General features: G+C 71.4%; 20 protein-coding genes. 13 read left to right on the top strand and 7 right to left on the bottom strand.

What is annotated here, in order from left to right; genetic code table 11:
• Positions 1–263 precede the first annotated feature (263 nt).
• Positions 264–1,211: a heme o synthase gene (locus ACH5AR_RS13420; protein WP_396301516.1), complete on the top strand. Its 948-nt coding sequence runs from the start codon at positions 264–266 to the stop codon at positions 1,209–1,211.
• Between the two features lie 57 nt (positions 1,212–1,268).
• On the opposite strand, the gene ACH5AR_RS13415 is transcribed toward ACH5AR_RS13420, so the two are convergent.
• The gene (locus tag ACH5AR_RS13415; protein ID WP_396301515.1) at positions 1,269–1,910 is read right to left on the bottom strand and encodes a DUF2461 domain-containing protein; all 642 of its coding nucleotides are present in this window, start codon (positions 1,908–1,910) and stop codon (positions 1,269–1,271) included.
• Positions 1,911–1,982: 72 nt separating this feature from the next.
• On the opposite strand from ACH5AR_RS13415, the gene ACH5AR_RS13410 reads away from it, so the two are divergent.
• Positions 1,983–2,321 (top strand): hypothetical protein, encoded by a 339-nt coding sequence (locus ACH5AR_RS13410; protein WP_396301514.1) that lies wholly within the window; start codon positions 1,983–1,985, stop codon positions 2,319–2,321.
• A gap of 93 nt (positions 2,322–2,414) precedes the next feature.
• Here ACH5AR_RS13410 and ACH5AR_RS13405 read toward each other — a convergent pair whose 3' ends face one another.
• The 3 genes from ACH5AR_RS13405 to ACH5AR_RS13395 all read right to left on the bottom strand — a co-directional run bounded on the left by ACH5AR_RS13405 (position 2,415) and on the right by ACH5AR_RS13395 (position 4,839).
• Positions 2,415–2,978 carry a hypothetical protein gene (locus tag ACH5AR_RS13405; protein ID WP_396301513.1) on the bottom strand — a complete coding sequence of 188 codons (564 nt, stop codon included), beginning with the start codon at positions 2,976–2,978 and terminating at the stop codon, positions 2,415–2,417.
• 101 nt (positions 2,979–3,079) lie between these two features.
• A complete protein-coding gene (locus ACH5AR_RS13400; RefSeq protein WP_396301512.1) occupies positions 3,080–3,550 on the bottom strand; it encodes an ATP-binding protein in 471 nt (156 codons plus the stop codon).
• A 104-nt stretch (positions 3,551–3,654) separates the two neighbouring features.
• Positions 3,655–4,839, bottom strand: a complete 1,185-nt coding sequence (locus tag ACH5AR_RS13395; protein ID WP_396301511.1) for a helix-turn-helix domain-containing protein — start codon at positions 4,837–4,839, stop codon at positions 3,655–3,657.
• Between the two features lie 82 nt (positions 4,840–4,921).
• On the opposite strand from ACH5AR_RS13395, the gene ACH5AR_RS13390 reads away from it, so the two are divergent.
• The 3 genes from ACH5AR_RS13390 to ACH5AR_RS13380 are packed head-to-tail and all read left to right on the top strand — an operon-like array spanning position 4,922 to position 6,557.
• A complete protein-coding gene (locus ACH5AR_RS13390) occupies positions 4,922–5,476 on the top strand; it encodes a flavoprotein (protein WP_396301510.1) in 555 nt (184 codons plus the stop codon).
• A 56-nt stretch (positions 5,477–5,532) separates the two neighbouring features.
• On the top strand, positions 5,533–6,126 hold the full coding sequence (locus ACH5AR_RS13385) for a GNAT family N-acetyltransferase (protein ID WP_396301509.1): 594 nt from the start codon (positions 5,533–5,535) through the stop codon (positions 6,124–6,126).
• On the top strand, positions 6,123–6,557 hold the full coding sequence (locus tag ACH5AR_RS13380) for an NUDIX domain-containing protein (protein ID WP_396301508.1): 435 nt from the start codon (positions 6,123–6,125) through the stop codon (positions 6,555–6,557). Before ACH5AR_RS13385 ends, ACH5AR_RS13380 begins: the two co-directional genes overlap by 4 nt.
• A gap of 50 nt (positions 6,558–6,607) precedes the next feature.
• On the opposite strand, the gene ACH5AR_RS13375 is transcribed toward ACH5AR_RS13380, so the two are convergent.
• Positions 6,608–7,531: a heme A synthase gene (locus tag ACH5AR_RS13375; protein ID WP_396301668.1), complete on the bottom strand. Its 924-nt coding sequence runs from the start codon at positions 7,529–7,531 to the stop codon at positions 6,608–6,610.
• Between the two features lie 294 nt (positions 7,532–7,825).
• Here ACH5AR_RS13375 and ACH5AR_RS13370 point away from each other — a divergent pair, with 294 nt between their 5' ends.
• Both ACH5AR_RS13370 and ACH5AR_RS13365 read left to right on the top strand, forming a co-directional pair.
• Complete coding sequence (locus ACH5AR_RS13370) at positions 7,826–9,136, top strand: choice-of-anchor A family protein (RefSeq protein WP_396301507.1); 1,311 nt, start codon at positions 7,826–7,828, stop codon at positions 9,134–9,136.
• Between the two features lie 308 nt (positions 9,137–9,444).
• Positions 9,445–10,137 (top strand): LAETG motif-containing sortase-dependent surface protein, encoded by a 693-nt coding sequence (locus ACH5AR_RS13365; RefSeq protein ID WP_396301506.1) that lies wholly within the window; start codon positions 9,445–9,447, stop codon positions 10,135–10,137.
• A gap of 71 nt (positions 10,138–10,208) precedes the next feature.
• Here ACH5AR_RS13365 and ACH5AR_RS13360 read toward each other — a convergent pair whose 3' ends face one another.
• Together ACH5AR_RS13360 and ACH5AR_RS13355 are read right to left on the bottom strand one after the other, a co-directional pair.
• Positions 10,209–10,979 carry an ABC transporter permease gene (locus tag ACH5AR_RS13360; protein WP_396301505.1) on the bottom strand — a complete coding sequence of 257 codons (771 nt, stop codon included), beginning with the start codon at positions 10,977–10,979 and terminating at the stop codon, positions 10,209–10,211.
• Positions 10,976–11,902, bottom strand: a complete 927-nt coding sequence (locus tag ACH5AR_RS13355) for an ABC transporter ATP-binding protein (RefSeq protein ID WP_396301504.1) — start codon at positions 11,900–11,902, stop codon at positions 10,976–10,978. The genes ACH5AR_RS13360 and ACH5AR_RS13355 overlap by 4 nt, the downstream gene beginning before the upstream one ends.
• A gap of 206 nt (positions 11,903–12,108) precedes the next feature.
• On the opposite strand from ACH5AR_RS13355, the gene ACH5AR_RS13350 reads away from it, so the two are divergent.
• From ACH5AR_RS13350 to ACH5AR_RS13325, 6 genes are all read left to right on the top strand, one after another.
• Positions 12,109–12,951, top strand: a complete 843-nt coding sequence (locus ACH5AR_RS13350; protein ID WP_396301503.1) for a helix-turn-helix transcriptional regulator — start codon at positions 12,109–12,111, stop codon at positions 12,949–12,951.
• Positions 12,952–12,960: 9 nt separating this feature from the next.
• The gene (gene sufB, locus ACH5AR_RS13345; protein WP_396301502.1) at positions 12,961–14,376 is read left to right on the top strand and encodes a Fe-S cluster assembly protein SufB; all 1,416 of its coding nucleotides are present in this window, start codon (positions 12,961–12,963) and stop codon (positions 14,374–14,376) included.
• 63 nt (positions 14,377–14,439) lie between these two features.
• Complete coding sequence (sufD, locus tag ACH5AR_RS13340; RefSeq protein WP_396301501.1) at positions 14,440–15,672, top strand: Fe-S cluster assembly protein SufD; 1,233 nt, start codon at positions 14,440–14,442, stop codon at positions 15,670–15,672.
• Positions 15,673–15,677: 5 nt separating this feature from the next.
• Positions 15,678–15,995, top strand: a complete 318-nt coding sequence (locus ACH5AR_RS13335; RefSeq protein ID WP_063349526.1) for a bifunctional 3-phenylpropionate/cinnamic acid dioxygenase ferredoxin subunit — start codon at positions 15,678–15,680, stop codon at positions 15,993–15,995.
• A 6-nt stretch (positions 15,996–16,001) separates the two neighbouring features.
• Complete coding sequence (gene sufC / locus ACH5AR_RS13330) at positions 16,002–16,766, top strand: Fe-S cluster assembly ATPase SufC (protein ID WP_396301500.1); 765 nt, start codon at positions 16,002–16,004, stop codon at positions 16,764–16,766.
• Complete coding sequence (locus ACH5AR_RS13325; protein ID WP_396301499.1) at positions 16,763–18,022, top strand: cysteine desulfurase; 1,260 nt, start codon at positions 16,763–16,765, stop codon at positions 18,020–18,022. The genes sufC and ACH5AR_RS13325 overlap by 4 nt, the downstream gene beginning before the upstream one ends.
• Positions 18,023–18,037: the final 15 nt, after the last annotated feature.

Raw genomic sequence — 18,037 nt, 5'->3', positions numbered from 1 at the left:
GGCTTTTTCCCAGAATCTCCCGAATCATCCCGGGGTGCCGCTCCGGTGGGCAGGACGAGTTGCGGGCCGGTCGCGGGCGGGTCGCGGGGCCTGCCGGAGCCCCGTGCGGGCGGTTCACCCGGGGGTGTGCGTTCCGCCTCGCCGGGGGACCCCGGAGCCGGATGCGATATATGGAGCGTCTATGGTGTCGTGGTACGCGCAGAGCGGACGATTCGGGACCCTTCGTTCCTGTGGACGCCTGCGAGGATTCATCTTCAGTTGGGGTGTTAGTGACCGCCGTCGAAACCCGTCCCGCCGGGGTCACCGGGGCGACTCCTGCGCACCGGCCGTTCGGGGCCCGTGTCGGCGCGTTCGTCGCACTGACCAAGCCGCGGATCATCGAGCTGCTGCTGATGAGCACCGTGCCGGTGATGTTCCTGGCCCAGCAGGGCGTGCCGAACCTGTGGCTGGTGCTGAAGGTCGTCGTCGGCGGCTACCTGTCGGCCGGCGGCGCCAACGCCCTCAACATGTACATCGACCGGGACATCGACGCGGTCATGTCGCGCACCGAGCGTCGCCCGATCGTCACCGGGATGGTGTCGCCGCGCGAGGCGCTGGTGTTCGGCGTCGTGCTCGCGGTCGTCTCGACGCTGCTGCTGGGCGTCGGGGTCAACTGGCTCTCCGCCTGGCTGGCGCTGGGCGCGCTGCTGTTCTACGTGTTCGTCTACACGCTGGGGCTCAAGCGGCGCACCTCGCAGAACATCGTCTGGGGCGGCATCGCCGGCTGCATGCCGGTGCTGGTCGGCTGGTCCTCGGTGACGAACTCGGTGTCCTGGGCCGCCGTGGTGCTGTTCCTGGTGGTGTTCTTCTGGACGCCGCCGCACACCTGGGTGCTGTCGATGAAGGTCCGCGACGACTACGAGCGGGCCGGCGTGCCGATGCTGCCGGTGATCAAGGGCAACGTGGCGGTCGGCAAGCAGGTCGTCGTCTACTCCTGGGTGATGGTGGCGGTCTCGCTGGCGCTCTGGCCGCTGGGGCACATGAGCTGGCTGTACCCCGTCGCCGCGGTGCTGCTGGGCGGGGCCTGGCTGCGCGAGGCCCACGCGCTGTACGGGCGGGCCAAGGCCGGGATCGTGGGCGCGAAGCTCAAGGAGATGCGGCTGTTCCACTGGTCGATCACCTACCTGTCGCTGCTGATGGTGGTCTGCGCGATCGACCCGTTCGTGAAGTAGCGCTTGCCGTGCGCGCGCAGGAGCCCCGGTCCGGGAGGACCGGGGCTCTTCCCGTTCTCAGCGGGCGGGCAGCCCGGAGGGGCCGACGTGGCCGTCCAGCCAGTCGCGCAGCGGCCGGGAGGCGTGCAGGAAGCCGGTGATCCGGGTGTACGCGGCGCGGGTGCCCAGCCACTTCGCGGGCGCCCAGTCCTGCCAGGCCACCAGGCCCTTGTGGCGCAGCAGCCCGATCCTGGGGTGGTCGCCGGGGTAGCCGCGCGGGGCCGACTTGAGGGAGTCGCGGCCGTGCACCCGCGGGCCGGCCTGCTCCACCCGGGTGATCACCCGCTCCAGCTCGGCGCCGGTGACGTCCTCGGCCACGGCGGCGCGGTAGCGCTCCAGCTGGTCGGGGGCGAGCCGGTACATGCCGTTGGCGCAGGCCAGGCCGTCGGCGGAGAGCTGGATGTAGCCGCCGGACTCCAGGTGGGCGCCGATGTGGGTCTTGTAAGGGGTCTTGTCCGCGCTGAACCGGATGTCGCGGTTGGGGCGGAAGACCTTCCCCGGGCCGAACTCGGGCTCCAGCTCGCCGAGCAGCTCCTCCATCGGGGCCCGCACGGCCTCGTCGTACTGCGCCCGGTGGGCCTGCCAGAAGGCCTTGGAGTTGTCGGCCTCCAGGTGCGCGTAGAAGTCGAGCGCCTCGGCCGGCCAGCCTGTGAACGTCACTCCTCCAGTATGTGGCCCGGTGCACAGGGCGCTCCCGTCGCCAGGTCGCCTACCGGTGGGTAGCATGCGGGCATGAGCAGCGCAGAGACCGCCACCGCCGCCGCGCCGGACGCCCGTACCGAGCGCCGCGCCAAGCGCATCGCCAAGAACCTGACCAGCTTCGCCCGCGAGCACGGGGGCGGTGGCGACGCGGTCGTCGAGTACGTCGGCGCCGTCGCCACCCGGATCGTCGTGGTGGGCGCGGACGGCGCCTGGGGCGACCAGGTGGCTCCCAGCTACGCCGTCGGGCGCCGGGCCGCGGAGCTGGCGGGGCTGACCCTGCACGACGACTTCGAGGGCGAGCTGGGCCTCCGGGTGAAGACCGGCGAGTACGAGTGGAAGCGGATGGCCGGGATCCAGCTCGGCGGCTGATCCGGCTCGGACGCGGCGAGCGGCCCGGTCCCCCTGGCGGGGGGCCGGGCCGTCGTTGTGTGCGCGGGCGGAGGCTCCGGGCGGGGCCGGAGGTCAGGTGGGCCGGGTGGCGCGGGCCGCGCGCTCGCGGCAGTGGGTGAGGGCGTAGCGGAGGCGGGGGTCGGGGTTGGGGGTGGTGGTGAGGAGTTCGCCGGCCTGGACGAGGGTGGTCCAGTAGGCGGTGGGGTCGCCGGTGCGGGGCAGGGGGTCGGTGGTGGTGAGGGAGAAGTAGGCGGTGGTGAGGTTGCCGGTGGTGAACCAGCGCTGGAGGCCGTGGTGGTGGCCGGGGCGGAGACCGCCGTGGGCGTCGATGGCGGTGGTGAGGAGGGCGACGACGGTGCGTTCTGTGGGGGTGAGCTGCTTGGGGACGTCGAAGACGCCGAGGGCTTCGAGGAGTTCGCCGGTGTCGGTCTCGTCGCCGGGGTGGTGGTCGGCGAGGAGGGCGTCGTGGCAGTCGTCGAGGCGGCGGGTGGTTTCGGCGAGGGGGATGGAGAGGGCGAGGCAGACGGCTTGGGCGACGGGGCGGGGCTGGTGGCCGAGGCGGGCGAGGAGGGCGTAGGTGGCGGCGGGGGTGTGGCCGCGGGTGAGGGCGTGGCGGGCGAGTGTGGCGAGGTGCATGGAGGTCGGGCTTTCGGACGTTGAGGGGGATCGGGCGGGGTCAGGGGTGGACGGCCGCGATGCGCCATCGGAGCCGTGACTCGCTTCCGGCAGTCGCCGGTTCACGCGGAGATCGACGGGGGCGTCGTGAGGTCGGCATGGACGACCTTCCCGGACGGGAGGAGCGTGACGCCCCAGCGGCCACGGGTGAGTCGGTGGACCATCGAGAGGCCCCGACCGGACGTGGAGTCGGGCCCGGCTTGGACCATCACGGGCATCGAGCGGGAGCCGTCACCGACGAGGATGCGGACGATTCGGTCGCTCGGGCGGCGGACTGCCACGAGCATGCGGGTCTGGCAGCCGGTCTTGAAGGAGTTGGTGACCAACTCGCTGACGATCACGGCGGAGTCGTCCACCAGATCGTCCAGCCCCCACTCCCGCAGCTGCGCGCAGACGAAGCGCCGAGCAACGCCCACCGACTCGGGCCGGTACGGCAGGCGGATGGTCCCCGGTGCGGCACGGAGACGGGCGCTCGCGTCGGGGGCCTGCTGAAGTACGGCGTCGCCTCTCACAGCGTTCGAGAGGAGGGTCATCAGTGCTTCTCCTTGGCGTAGCGGTCTCGTTACGGAGAGCATCGCCACAGGGGAAGGGGTGGACTATCACTCTCTGGTGATAGTCCACCTTCAAAGAGTGATAATCAGATGCCCGCCCAGTGCGCCAGGTTCGTGAGGGTGTCCGGCATCGAGCGGCGAGCCGAGACGAGCCCGGCGACGGTCTCGCGCACCATCGGGTGGTAGCGCATCTGTTGTGGTGCCAGCTCCCTTGCGCGCTGCAACGACTTCAACGACGCGTCCAAGCGCCCGATCCACAGCTGCGCCCGCGCTACCTCCGCGATGTGTGCTGAGGCCCGCGAGGCAGGCCACTGTGCGGGGATCCGGACCTGATCGGCGGCTCGGACGGCTTCTGCGTACCGGTACTGCTCGGCCAGAGTAGCCACCCGGTGCACGGCGACGTTCGTCGGTCCGAACGACAGCCAGTGCACCCGCATGGCCTCGCCGGTGGCCTCCGCGATCCGTGCCGCGTCCGCGATGTGCTCGGCTGCCGCGTCGCCGTCCCCGGATCGCGCGGCCAACATGGCGGCGCCGAGGTGCAGTTGCCCCACCGCGACGTCCCGGATCCGGCTGCTGTCGGCTTGTTCGAGGGTGCCCATGCCGACCCCGACGAGTCGCTTCCCGATGTCGTACTGGCCCGCTCGAAGGTAGATCAGCGATCGCAGATACTGGCGAACTCCGGCGACCACCGGATCGGACGCGCGCTCGGCGGCCCATGCCATGCGGTCCAGAGCCACGACACTGAGATCGCTGTAGCCCAACTTCGTGGTGACGTCATAGGCCGTGCGGTAGGTGCTCGCCAGCACCTGCCACGCCTTCTCGGAGGGTGCCAGGTGCGCGGCCGTTGTGGCCTCGATCATCAGAGCCGGAAGCGCCCGGGCAGCGTCCTTGATGCGGGTCTCGCGGATCCGGGCGCACAACTGCTCCGACTCGGAGTGCAGTTCGCCCGCCGAGCGGGGGGCGATCTCGGAATCGGCGCCGAGGTCGTACAGATCGAGTGCTTCACGGATCGGCTGGATCAGCACATCGAGTTCGTCCTGTTGCAACTCGGTCATGTACGGCTGACCGGTGAGGTCGACGGTCTGGACGAACAGCGCCCGGGCGACAGCGGCGATCACGGTGGGTGTGGCGGGCTTGGCCCCCTGTTCGACCTTGGTCAGCATGCTGTAGGAGATGTGGGCGCGAGCCGCGAGTTCCCGCTGGGTCAGATGGCGGAGCTTGCGGTACTGGGCGATGCGTTCGCCCGTGTGCTCGGAGATGTGCCTGGGCATACTGGTTCTCCGTTCGTAGCAGCCGATGGGACGATACTCGCCGAAGGTGGCGAGATGTGTTCCTGCGAACAGGAGTTCAGGTTTGACCGGGCCCCATCAGCCGTTCCTCTACGTCATCGTCTGCGCCTCGGGCGTCGCTGACGGCGTGGGCGAACTCATCACCGCCGCCCACGCCGAGGGGTGGAGGGTCGGGGTGATCGCCACTCCCAACGCGCTCGGCTTCCTCGACCAGGAAGCCATCGAGGCCCAGACCGGCTATCCCGTCCGTTCGGCCTGGCGTACGCCCGGCAGTACTCGGCCGATGCCGGAGGCCGATGCCGTCGCGGTCGTCTCCGCCACGTTCAACACCATCAACAAGTGGGCTCTCGGGATCGCTGACACACTCGCGCTCGGCATCCTCTGCGAGACGTACGGCCTGGGCGTTCCCGTTGTCGTCCAGCCCTACGTCAACTCCGCCCTGGCAGCCCACCCGGCCTATTCGGAGAGCCTGGCCCGACTGCGCTCGATGGGCGTCCTGGTCGGTGACTCCGTCCCCCACCGGCCCAAGTCCGGCGGAGCGCGCGACCAGTACAGCTGGACCCATGTCCTCGACGTGCTCCGCCCCACCCTCGGCAGCCGTTCGAAGCCGGCCACGTGATGCGCGGTACGGCGGGACGAGATCCACACGAACCGGGGACACCGCCGCTCCACCCGGTGTCCGTCGCGGGGGTGGTGGTGCGCGAGGACGGTGTGACGGTGGCAGTCCGGCTCCTGGACGGTGGGCAGGCGGCCGAGTTGGAGGGCCGGTTGAAGGACGTCTTCGCGGAGGCGTTTGCGGAGCCTCCCTACGGCGAGGGGCCGGCCGACGTGGAGCGGGCTTTCCGCCGGTTCCGCTCGCAGGCGCGTCGCCGGGGGTTCCGGGCGGCGATCGCCTTCGACGGCGACACCGTTGTGGGCATGGCGTACGGCTACCCGCTGTCGGCGAGCACCGGATGGTGGGACACCCTGCTCGATCCCGTGCCCGAGGAGCTCCGGCATGAGGACGGGAGGCGCACGTTCGGCCTCTTCGAGCTGGCGGTCCGGCCTCGGTGGCGCCGTAAGGGGATCGCCACCCGCATGCACCGCGTCCTCGTCGACGGCATCGGCAACGCCCGGGTGATGCTGAACGCGCGACCGGAGGCGGCCGCGGCCCAGGCGTGCTACCGGGCATGGGGCTACCGGCGCGTCGGGTCGGCGATCCCGTGGGAGGGCGCGGCTCGCCACGACGTGATGGTCCTCGATCTGTCCCGTCCGGCGGCGCGCGCATGAGATCCCGGTCAACGCCGCTCCACGCGGTGTCCGTCGCGGGGGTGGTGGTGCGCGAGGACGGGCGGGTGCTGGCGATCCGCCGGGCTGACAACGGGACCTGGGAGCCGTCGGGTGGCGCGCTGGAGCGGGACGAGGCCCTTGAGGACGGCGTGAGCCGGGAGGTGTGGGAGGAGACCGGCGTCGAGGTCGAGGTGGAGCGGCTGACCGGCGTCTACAAGAACGTGAGTCGGGGGATCGTCGCCCTTGTCTTCCGCTGCCGACCGGAGGCCGGAGAGGCGCGGGTCTCGGATGAGTCGCTTGAAGTCGACTGGCTCACGCCGGCCGAGGTGTCCGACCGGAGGGCCGAGGTCTACGCCGTGCGCGTCCTGAACGCGCTGCGGGACGACGCGGCGCCGAGCATCCGCACCCACGACGGCCGACGTCTGCTGTGACATGCCGAAGGCCCCCGTCCGCCTCGGACGGGGGCCTTCGGCGGCGGGCGTCAGACGGCGGCGGTCTCGGGGGCCCGTGGGGCCGGCGTGTCGACGGGGGGCTCCTCGACCGCGCGGGTGCGCAGGGCGAGGGGGACACGGAGCGCCGCGATCCAGGTCAGGGCGGCGAGCAGCATGTGGAGGCCGACCATCAGCTCGGGGGCGTCGGTGAAGTACTGGACGAAGCCGAGCACGCCCTGGAGCAGGAGCACCGCGAGCAGTTCCCTGGCCCGGGCCCTTGCGGGCTGCGGGGCCTTGACGGCGGCGAAGACGAAGATCACCGCGATGGCCAGGCCGACCGAGACGAAGGCGAGGTCGGCGTGGAACTGCGCGAGCCTGTCGTAGTCGATCGGGATCCGCGGGACGATCTTGTTGTCCTTCGGCGTGCCCGGGTGGTGGCCGGCGCCGGTCACCAGGGTGCCGGCCGCGACCAGCAGGCCGATCACCGTGACCAGAACGTACGAGAGCTGGTGGATCGGGCGGGCCACCGCGAGCACCGCCGGGCCGTCGCCCTCCTTGGACCGCTCCCACATCAGCAGCGCGACCCAGACCAGCGCCATCGCGGCGATCATGTGCAGCGCCACGGTGTACGGGTTGAGGCCGGTCAGCACGGTGATGCCGCCGAGCACGGCGTTGCTCATCACCAGCCAGAACTGCGCCCAGCCGAGCTTCGTCATGGTGCGCCGCCAGGGCCGGTGGCAGCGGGCGGCCAGGATCGCCCAGCCGACGGCGGCGCTCAGCACGTAGGTGAGCATCCGGTTGGTGAACTCGACGACGCCGTGGAAGCCCATCTCGGCGGTGGGCGTCAGGCTCTCGTCGGTGCAGCGGGGCCAGGTCGTACAGCCGAGGCCGGAGGCGGTGAGGCGGACGGCGCCGCCGGTGACGACGATCACCACGCTCATCACCAGCGCGGCGAACGTGGCGCGCCGGACCATCGCGGCGGATGGCTGCCAGCGCTCGGCGAGCAGGGAGAAGGGGTTAGGCACGGGTCAATCGTAGGCGGCCTTACAGGCGATCTTGGGGCGGGGCACGGCTGTGGAACGGGGAGGGCGGAGGCCGGCGGGCGGCGACACGCGGGGGTGCGACACGCGGACGAAAGCGGATGGTTCGGGCAGGGGCTGCATTGGTCTTGACCATTCACCCGTTTGGCCGAAAGAGTGCAGGTTGGTCCATACCATTTCGGGCCCCCTCCCCCCTTTTCATGCCCGCACGCAAGCGGAGACCTGCACATGCGCATACCCATTTCCGCCGCCGCGCTCGCGGTCGGCGGCTCGCTCGCCCTGGCCGGCCTCGTCGCGCCGGCCGCCCAGGCCGTCGGCGCCGACCAGGAGTGCCGCGGCCTCGGGGTCGCCAACCTGTACGGCGAGTTCATCGAGGGCGACGACACCCACACCCCCGACGCCGAGGGCGCGGTCGCGGTCGGCGGCAACGCCGACTTCACCGGCGGCTTCTCGGTCGGCCAGGAGCTCACCCCGGCCGAGGTGGACGCCCTGCCCGGCAAGAACGCCCTGGTCGTGGCGGGCCGGATCACCGGCCACAACACCCAGGTCATGAAGGGCAACGGCGTCTACGGCGCCAAGGCCGACGGCGCCGTGGTCCAGGCCCACCAGGGCGCCGTCGCCCAGGGCCCCTCGCCGATCGACTTCAAGGCCGAGTTCGCCAAGCTGCGCGCCGCCGCCACCGCGCTGGCCGCCGTCCCGCAGACCGCCGGCGCCACCGTCCAGGCCGAGGGCGGCAAGCTCACCCTCACCGGCGGGGACGCGAAGTACAACAGCTTCACCCTCGACGCGGCGAAGCTCCAGGGCGCCAAGGACGTCTTCGTCAAGGTGCCGGCCGGCTCGGTGACGGTGGTCAACGTGACCGGCGGCTCGTACGACATGGCGGCGGCCGGGACGACCGGCTTCCACCTGTGGGACGAGGGCAAGAAGGCCTTCGTGCTGGACGACAAGCTCCAGAGCGCCGCGGGCGGGGCGGTCCGGGCCAAGCTGCTCTGGAACTTCCCGACCGCCACCAAGGTGGTCAAGAACAGCCAGGCGGCCTGGGCCGGCACCGTGCTCGCGCCGAACGCCGCCTTCGACCTCGGCAGCGGCGGCCCGGTCAACGGCTCGGTGATCGCCGCCTCGCTGACCGGCAAGGGCGGCGCGGAGACGCACCAGTACCCCTTCACCGGCTGCCTGCCCGGCACCACCCCGACGCCGTCCGGCACCCCGACGGTGCCGCCGACCGTGCCCGGCGGCTCGCCCTCGGCCACGCCGAGCACCTCGGCCTCGCCGAGCGGTTCGGCGAGCCCCTCGGGCAGCCCGTCCGCCCCGACCGGCGGCAAGCCCGGCGCGAGCGGCTCGCCCAGCGCGTCGGCCAGTGCCGCGAGCGCCGCCCCGACGGCCTCGGGCAGCCCGTCCGCCCGGCCGGACGCGGGCGGCAACCTGGCGCACACCGGCTCCGGCCCGGTGCTGCCGCTGGCGATCGGCGGCGCGGTCGTGCTCGCGGCCGGCGGCGCCATCGTGGTGGCCGCGCGGCGCAAGGCGGCCAAGAAGGCCTGAAGTTCGTCGGCTGACTGAATCGGAGCCCTCGGTGATTGAACCTGATCACCGAGGGCTCCGTTCTGTCTTGAAGATGACGAAGTCCATTCGGGTCCTCTCGGGTTTGCCGAATCCGCGTTCTGCGAGGTGGCGCCTGTGATGGGCTGGGCGAGCACATCGGAAGACGGACGGACAGTCGATATCCGGTCGTACGGCGGGGTGTGGCGGGGTGCGGGAGTGCCGGTAGAGTCCCCCGGACAGTCGTAGCGGGCCACCGCGAACCACTCAACACGCCTGCTGCACAAGACCGTTCGGAGGGGATCAAAGTAATGGCGCGACAGCAGCGGCACTTCGCGATCGGCGCGACGGCACTCGCCGGCACGGCTGCGGCCGGTTTTCTCCTGCCTCTGGCGCTGGCCACCAACGCCTCGGCGCACGTGCCGAGTTGGACGGTGACCTGCGACAAGATCGTGATCGATCTGATCAACTACAGCCCCAAGGCCGACGTGAAGAACACCGTCAGCCTCACCATCGACGGCGAGAAGGTCCTGGACGCGAAGGCCTTCCCCGCGGAGTTCCACGGCGCCTTCCCGGTGAAGGACCACAACGCCCCGATCAAGGCGAACCTGGTGGTCACCACCACGGAGAACCCGAACGAGAAGGGCTGGAACATCAACGAGACCAAGACCATCGAGCCGTGCCACACGCCGACCCCGACCCCGACGCCCACCAAGACGCCGACCCCGACTCCGACTCCGACTCCGACCCCGACGCCCACCAAGACGCCGACCCCGACCCCCACCCCGCCGGCCACGCCGACCCCGAGCACGTCGCCCTCGGCCACGCCCACCCCGAGCAGGACCCCCGTCCCGTCGCCGACCCCCAGCGCGCCGGCGCTCGCGCAGACCGGTAGCAGCGACGCGACCCCGATGATCGCGGCGGCCGGCGGCGGCGTGCTGCTGGTCGGCGGCGCGCTCGTGCTGCTCGCCCGCAAGCGCCGCGGCGGCAGCAGCGAGAGCTGACGCCCGTAGGACCGAAGACGCGACGCCCCCGGCCTGCGCAGGCCGGGGGCGTCGCGGGTGTCCGGGCGGCGCTACTCCCAGCGGAAGAAGCGGGCGGCGGCGGCCAGGCCGAGCACCGACCAGCCGGCCAGGACGCCGAGGTCCGCCCAGGGCACCCCGGCACCGGCCTGGAGCACCGAGCGCAGGCCGTCCGAGAGCGCCGAGATCGGCAGCAGTTCCAGCACCGAGCGCACGCCGTCGGGGAACCGGCTCAGCGGCACGACCACCCCGCCGGCCAGCAGCAGCAGGACGAACACCAGGTTGGCGCCGGCCAGGGTGGCCTCCGCCTTCAGGGTGCCGGCCATCAGCAGGCCCAGCCCGGAGAAGGCGGCGGTGCCGAGGACCAGCAGCGCGGCGACGGTCAGCGGGTTCCCGTGCGGGGACCAGCCGAGGGCCAGCGCGATCACCGACAGCAGCGCGACCTGCAGCGCCTCCGTCACCAGGACGCAGCCGGTCTTGGCGGTCAGCAGCGCCCAGCGCGGCAGCGGGCTGGCACCGAGCCGCTTCAGCACGCCGTAGCGGCGCTCGAAGCCGGTGGCGATGGCCTGGCCGGTGAAGGCGGTGGACATCACGGCCAGCGCGAGCAGGCCGGGCGCCAGGAAGTCGACCCGCTTGCCGGGGCCCTCGACGGCGACGATGTCCACCGCGGAGAACAGCACCAGCAGCACGGTCGGGATGACCACGGTGAGCAGCAGCTGCTCGCCGTTGCGCAGCAGCATCCGGGTCTCGAACGCCGTCTGGGCGAGCAGCATCCGGCCGACGGGCGCGGCGCCGGGCCTGGGGGAGTAGTCCGTGGCGGTCATGAGCGCAGCTCCCGTCCGGTCAGGTCGAGGAAGACGTCCTCCAGGCTGCGGCGCTGGACGGACAGCCGTTCGGGCAGGATGCCGCAGGCCGCGCACCAGCCGGTGACCGCGGCGACCAGCGCCGGGTCGACGGGCGCCTCGACGCGGTAGCTGCCGGGGGCGGTCTCGGCGGCGGTGGCGCCCGCGGGCAGCTCCTTGAGCAGCGGGCCGAGGTCGAGCCCGGGCGGGCCGTCGAAGTGCAGCGCGCCCTCGGCGCCGCCGCGGCACAGCTCCTCGGTGGTGCCGTGGGCGATCACCCGGCCGCGGTCCACGACGGCGACGCGGTCGGCGAGCTGCTCGGCCTCGTCCATGTGGTGGGTGGTGACGACCACGGTGACGCCGTCCCGGCGCAGGTCGCGGACCAGCTCCCAGGTGGCGCGGCGGGCCTGCGGGTCGAGGCCCGCGGTGGGCTCGTCCAGGAAGACCAGCTCGGGGCGGCCGACCACGGCCATCGCCAGGGCGAGGCGCTGCTGCTGGCCGCCGGACAGCCGCCGGTAGGTGGTGCGGCCGCAGGAGCCGAGCCCGAGGCGTTCGACCAGGGCGTCCACGTCCAGCGGGTGGGCGTGCAGCCTGGCGGTGTGCCGCAGCATCTCGACGGCGCGCGCGCCCGCGTACACGCCGCCGGACTGCAGCATGACGCCGATCCGGGGCCGCAGCTCCTCGCTCCGGGCGACCGGGTCCAGGCCCAGGACGCGGACGGTGCCGGCGTCGGGGCGGCGGTAGCCCTCGCAGGTCTCGATGGTGGTGGTCTTGCCGGCGCCGTTGGGGCCGAGGACGGCGGTGATCGCGCCCGCCGGGATGGTGAGGTCGAGGCCGTCCACCGCGAGCTTGTCGCCGTAGCGTTTGACCAGCCCGGCGATCTGGACCGCGGGTTCGGAGTGCATACCGGCGAGTCTAAGAGGGCCCGACACCCGGGCCGGACGGCGGCTCGGTGGCCGTCCTCCCCGGGGCGGTGGCCGTTCCCTCCCGGTCCGATGATCGTTTTCCCAGGTCAGGTAAGGCTTGCCTGCGTGACAGATGCCACCGGTGAGGCGTGGGTCACGGCTTGTCCCGGCGGAAGGAATTACGCAACACTGGTGTTGTGAAAAACATGCGCGAGCACGCCCAGCAGCAGGAGGCCGAGTCGGCCTCCTCCTGTGACGTGCCCGTGACGGCGGCCGAGGTGCTGCTGGAGGGCCACCGCGCCACCCGGGACCGGGTCGCGCGGTCCATCCTTGACCACGGCCCCTCCTCCGCCGCCGACCTGGCGAACCGGCTCGGCCTGACCGCCGCCGCCGTCCGCCGCCACCTCGACGGGCTCGCCGCCGCCGGCCTGGTCGAGTCCCGCGAACAGCGGGTCTACGGCAGCCGCGGCCGGGGCCGCCCGGCCAAGGTCTTCGCGCTCACCGACGCCGGCCGGGACGCCTTCTACCAGGCGTACGACCAGCTCGCCGCCGACGCGCTGCGCTGGATCGCGGACTCGGTGGGCGGCGGCAAGGCGGGCGAGGAGGCGGTCGCCGCCTTCGCCCGCGCCCGGTTCGGCAAGCAGGCCGAGAAGTACCTGGAGGCCCTGCGGCTGGCCGCCGCCGGCGAGCGCACCGAGGCGCTGGCCCAGGCCCTGAGCGCGGACGGGTACGCTGCCACGGTGCGGCGTGTCCCGTCGGCCGCGGCCACGGCCCCGGCGGGCGCCCAGCTCTGCCAGCACCACTGCCCGGTCGCGCACATCGCCGAGCAGTTCCCGCAGCTCTGCGAGGCGGAGACCGAGGTCTTCTCCCGGCTCCTGGGTACCCATGTGCAACGGCTGGCCACGATCGCCCACGGCGACGGGGTCTGCACCACCTATGTGCCGGCATCCGGTGCCGCATCGTCGCCCGCCCGGCTGCCGTCGGGCCGCGGCTCCGATGCGGTGCCGACTGCCGGTACGTCCACCGAAGATTCTGCGTCCGCGCGTTAGGAAGCTCGCATGACTGACACCGTTTCGCACCCGGAGCTCGAGGGCCTGGGCACCTACGAGTACGGCTGGGCCGACCCGGACGCCGCCGGTGCCGCGGCCAAGCGCGGGCTCAGCGAGGAGGTCGTCCGCGACATCTCCGCGAAGAAGAACGAGTCCGAGTGGATGCTCAACCTGCGTCTCAAGGGCCTGAAGCTGTTCGCCAAGAAGCCCATGCCGACCTGGGGCTCCGACCTCACTGGCATCGACTTCGACAACATCAAGTACTTCGTCCGCTCCACCGAGAAGCAGGCCGAGTCCTGGGAGGACCTGCCGGCGGACATCAAGGCGACGTACGACAAGCTGGGCATCCCGGAGGCGGAGAAGCAGCGCCTGGTCGCCGGTGTCGCCGCGCAGTACGAGTCCGAGGTCGTCTACCACCAGATCCGCGAGGACCTGGAGGAGCAGGGCGTCATCTTCCTGGACACCGACACCGCGCTGCGCGAGCACCCGGAGCTGTTCAAGGAGTACTTCGGCACCGTGATCCCGGCCGGCGACAACAAGTTCGCCGCGCTGAACACGGCCGTGTGGTCCGGCGGCTCGTTCATCTACGTGCCGAAGGGCGTGCACGTGGACATCCCGCTCCAGGCCTACTTCCGGATCAACACCGAGAACATGGGCCAGTTCGAGCGGACGCTGATCATCGTCGACGAGGACGCCTACGTCCACTACGTCGAGGGCTGCACCGCGCCGATCTACTCCTCCGACTCGCTGCACTCCGCGGTCGTGGAGATCATCGTCAAGAAGGGCGGCCGCTGCCGCTACACGACCATCCAGAACTGGTCGAACAACGTCTACAACCTGGTCACCAAGCGCGCCGTGGCGTACGAGGGCGCGACCATGGAGTGGGTCGACGGCAACATCGGCTCCAAGGTCACCATGAAGTACCCGGCCGTCTACCTGATGGGCGAGCACGCCAAGGGCGAGACGCTGTCGATCGCCTTCGCGGGCGAGGGCCAGCACCAGGACGCCGGCGCCAAGATGGTGCACATGGCGCCCAACACCTCCTCGCACATCGTCTCCAAGTCGGTGGCGCGCGGCGGCGGCCGGACCTCCTACCGCGGTCTGATCGAGATCGGGGAGGGCTCGCACGGCGCCAAGTCCAACGTGCTCTGCGACGCACTGCTGGTCGACACCGTCTCCCGCTCGGACACCTACCCGTACGTGGACGTCCGCGAGGACGACGTGTCCATGGGCCACGAGGCGACCGTCTCCAAGGTCAGCGAGGACCAGCTGTTCTACCTGATGAGCCGCGGCCTGACCGAGACCGAGGCGATGGCGATGATCGTGCGCGGCTTCGTCGAGCCGATCGCGCGCGAGCTGCCGATGGAGTACGCGCTGGAGCTCAACCGGCTGATCGAGCTGCAGATGGAGGGTGCGGTCGGCTGACGCCGAGCGCAGGCCGCCCACCGACTTTTCGAGCTTTTCGAGGAAGAGAGCACTACGACAGCCATGGCTGACGTCCAGAACACCACCGGCTCCACCACCGCCGGTTCGATCGAGGTCGGCACCGCCGGCGCGGGCGCGCAGCTCGCCGGCCCCGGCACCGGCCGCACCGCGGTCCAGCAGCCGATCGACGCGCGCGTCGCGGTCAAGCCGTCCTTCGACGTGAACGACTTCCCGGTGCCCACCGGCCGCGAGGAGGACTGGCGGTTCACCCCGCTGCACCGCCTCGGCGGCCTGCACGACGGCACCGCGGCCCAGACCGACCGCGGCGAGGACAAGGTCGAGTTCACGCTGCCGGCCGGCGTCACCGCCGAGACCGTCGGCCGCGACGACGCGCGCCTGGGCAAGGCCGGCACGCCCGTCGACCGGGTCGCCGCGCAGGCGTTCAGCGCGTTCGACCAGGCGCTCGTCGTCACCGTCCCCCAGGACGCGGTGCTCACCGAGCCGGTGAGGATCGACGTGCGCGGCGAGGGCGGCGTCCGCTTCGCCCACGTGGTGGTCGACGTCAAGCCGTTCGCCGAGGCCGTCGTGGTGCTCAACCACGAGGGCAGCGGCACCCGGGCCGCCAACGTCGAGCTGCTGGTCGGCGACGGCGCGAAGCTCACCTTCGTCTCCGTCCAGGACTGGGAGCGCGACGCCGTGCACGTCGCCCAGCACAACGCGCTGGTCGGCCGCGACGCCTCGTACAAGTCCGTGGTCGTCACCTTCGGGGGCGACCTCGTCCGGCTGCACCCGCGCGTCAACTACGCGGGCCCCGGCGGCGAGGCCGAGCTGTTCGGCCTGTACTTCGCCGACGCCGGCCAGCACCTGGAGCACCGGCTGGTCGTCGACCACGACACCCCGCACTGCCGCTCCAACGTGGCGTACAAGGGCGCGCTCCAGGGCCAGGACGCGCACGCCGTCTGGGTCGGCGACGTGCTGATCCGCGCCGCCGCGCTGGGCACCGACACCTACGAGCTCAACCGCAACCTGGTGCTCACCGACGGCGCCCGGGTCGACTCCATCCCGAACCTGGAGATCGAGACCGGCGAGATCGTCGGCGCCGGCCACGCCTCCGCGACCGGCCGCTTCGACGACGAGCAGCTGTTCTACCTGATGGCCCGCGGCATCCCGGCCGACGAGGCCCGCCGCCTGGTGGTGCGCGGCTTCTTCGCCGAGCTGCTCCAGCAGATCGGCGTGGCCGAGATCCAGGAGCAGCTCATGGAGAAGATCGACGCCGAGCTGGAATCGGCGGTCTGAGCCCGATGACCTTCCTCCGTGCCTGCGCGCTGAGCGACCTCCAGGAGGACGTTCCCAAGCGCGTGGACCTCAACGGCGTGCCGGTCTCCGTCGTCCGCACCGACGAGGGGGTGTTCGCGATCAACGACACCTGCTCGCACGCGAACGTCTCGCTCTCCGAGGGCGAGGTCGAGGACTGCATGATCGAGTGCTGGCTGCACGGCTCCAGCTTCGACCTGCGCACCGGCAAGCCCTCCGGCCTGCCCGCCACCAAGCCGGTCGCTGTCTACCCCGTAAAGATCGAAGGGGACGATGTGCTCGTCTCCGTCAACCAGGAGTCCTGAGTACACATGGCAACCCTTGAAATCCGCGACCTGCACGTCTCCGTGGACGCCGAGAACGGCCCGCGCGAGATCCTGAAGGGCGTGGACCTGACCGTGAAGCAGGGCGAGACCCACGCCATCATGGGCCCGAACGGCTCCGGCAAGTCCACCCTGGCCTACTCGCTGGCCGGCCACCCGAAGTACACCGTCACCGGCGGCTCGGTGCTGCTGGACGGCGAGGACGTCCTGGAGATGTCCGTCGACGAGCGCGCCAAGGCCGGCGTCTTCCTGGCCATGCAGTACCCGGTCGAGGTCCCCGGCGTCTCGGTCAGCAACTTCCTGCGCACCGCCGCCACCGCCGTCCGCGGCGAGGCCCCGAAGCTGCGGCTGTGGGTGAAGGAGGTCAAGGAGGCGATGGCCGCCCTCCAGATGGACCCGGCCTTCGCCGAGCGCAACGTCAACGAGGGCTTCTCCGGCGGTGAGAAGAAGCGCCACGAGATCCTCCAGCTGGAGCTGCTCAAGCCGAAGATCGCGATCCTCGACGAGACCGACTCCGGTCTGGACGTCGACGCGCTGCGGATCGTCTCCGAGGGCATCAACCGGGTCCGCTCGACCGGCGAGGTCGGCACCCTGCTGGTGACCCACTACACCCGCATCCTGCGGTACATCAAGCCCGACTACGTCCACGTCTTCGCGGGCGGCCGCATCGTCGAGTCCGGCGGTGCCGAGCTGGCCGACAAGCTGGAGGAAGAGGGCTACGAGACGTATGTGAAGGGGGGCGCGTCCGAGTGACGCATCCGTTCGCGGGACTGCTCGACACCGACGCGATCCGCAAGGACTTCCCGGTCCTCCAGCGCCTGCTGCACGACGACAAGCCGCTGGTCTACCTGGACAACGCGGCGACCTCCCAGAAGCCGCGCCAGGTCCTGGAGGCCCTGAACGCCTACTACGAGCGGCACAACGCCAACGTCCACCGCGGCGTGCACGTGCTCGCCGAGGAGGCCACGGCGCTGTACGAGGGCGCCCGGGACAAGGTCGCGGCGTTCGTCAACGCGCCGAGCCGCAACGAGGTGATCTTCACCAAGAACGCCTCGGAGTCGCTCAACCTCGTCGCCAACATGCTCGGTTGGGCCGAGGAGCCGTACCGGGTGGACGCCGACTCCGAGATCGTCATCACGGAGATGGAGCACCACTCCAACATCGTCCCGTGGCAGCTGCTGTCGCAGCGCACCGGTGCGAAGCTCAAGTGGTTCGGGTTGACCGACGAGGGCCGGCTCGACCTGTCGAACATCGACGAGCTGATCACCGAGAAGACCAAGGTGGTCTCCTTCACCCTGGTCTCCAACCTGCTGGGCACCGTCAACCCGGTCGAGGCGATCGTCCGCAAGGCCCAGTCGGTCGGCGCTCTGGTCGTCGTCGACGCCTCGCAGGCCGCGCCGCACATGGTGCTGGACGTGCAGGCGCTGGAGGCCGACTTCGTCGCCTTCACCGGCCACAAGATGCTGGCGCCGACCGGCATCGGCGTGCTCTGGGGCCGGCACGAGCTGCTGGAGGACCTCCCGCCGTTCCTGGGCGGCGGCGAGATGATCGAGACCGTCACCATGGGCTCGTCCACCTACGCCCCGGCACCCCACAAGTTCGAGGCCGGCACCCCGCCGATCGCCCAGGCGGTCGGGCTCGGCGCGGCCATCGACTACCTCCAGGACGTCGGCATGGAGAAGATCGCGGCGCACGAGCACGCGATCACCGGGTACGCCGTCGAGCGGCTGCTGGAGGTCCCGGACCTGCGGATCATCGGCCCGCGCACGGCCGTGGACCGCGGTGCGGCGATCTCCTTCACCCTCGGCGACATCCACCCGCACGACGTGGGCCAGGTGCTGGACGAGCAGGGCATCGCCGTGCGCGTCGGCCACCACTGCGCGCGGCCGGTGTGCCTGCGGTACGGAATTCCGGCGACCACGCGGGCGTCGTTCTATCTGTACTCGACGCCGGGCGAGGTCGACGCACTGATCGACGGCCTGCACCACGTCCGGAACTTCTTCGGCTGACGGGACGGGGCAGGA

This window comes from Kitasatospora sp. NPDC018619 (assembly GCF_044391605.1).
Lineage (GTDB): Bacteria > Actinomycetota > Actinomycetes > Streptomycetales > Streptomycetaceae > Kitasatospora.
The sequence above is the reverse complement of the archived record's forward strand: the minus strand, read 5'-3'. Positions and strand labels throughout refer to the sequence as shown.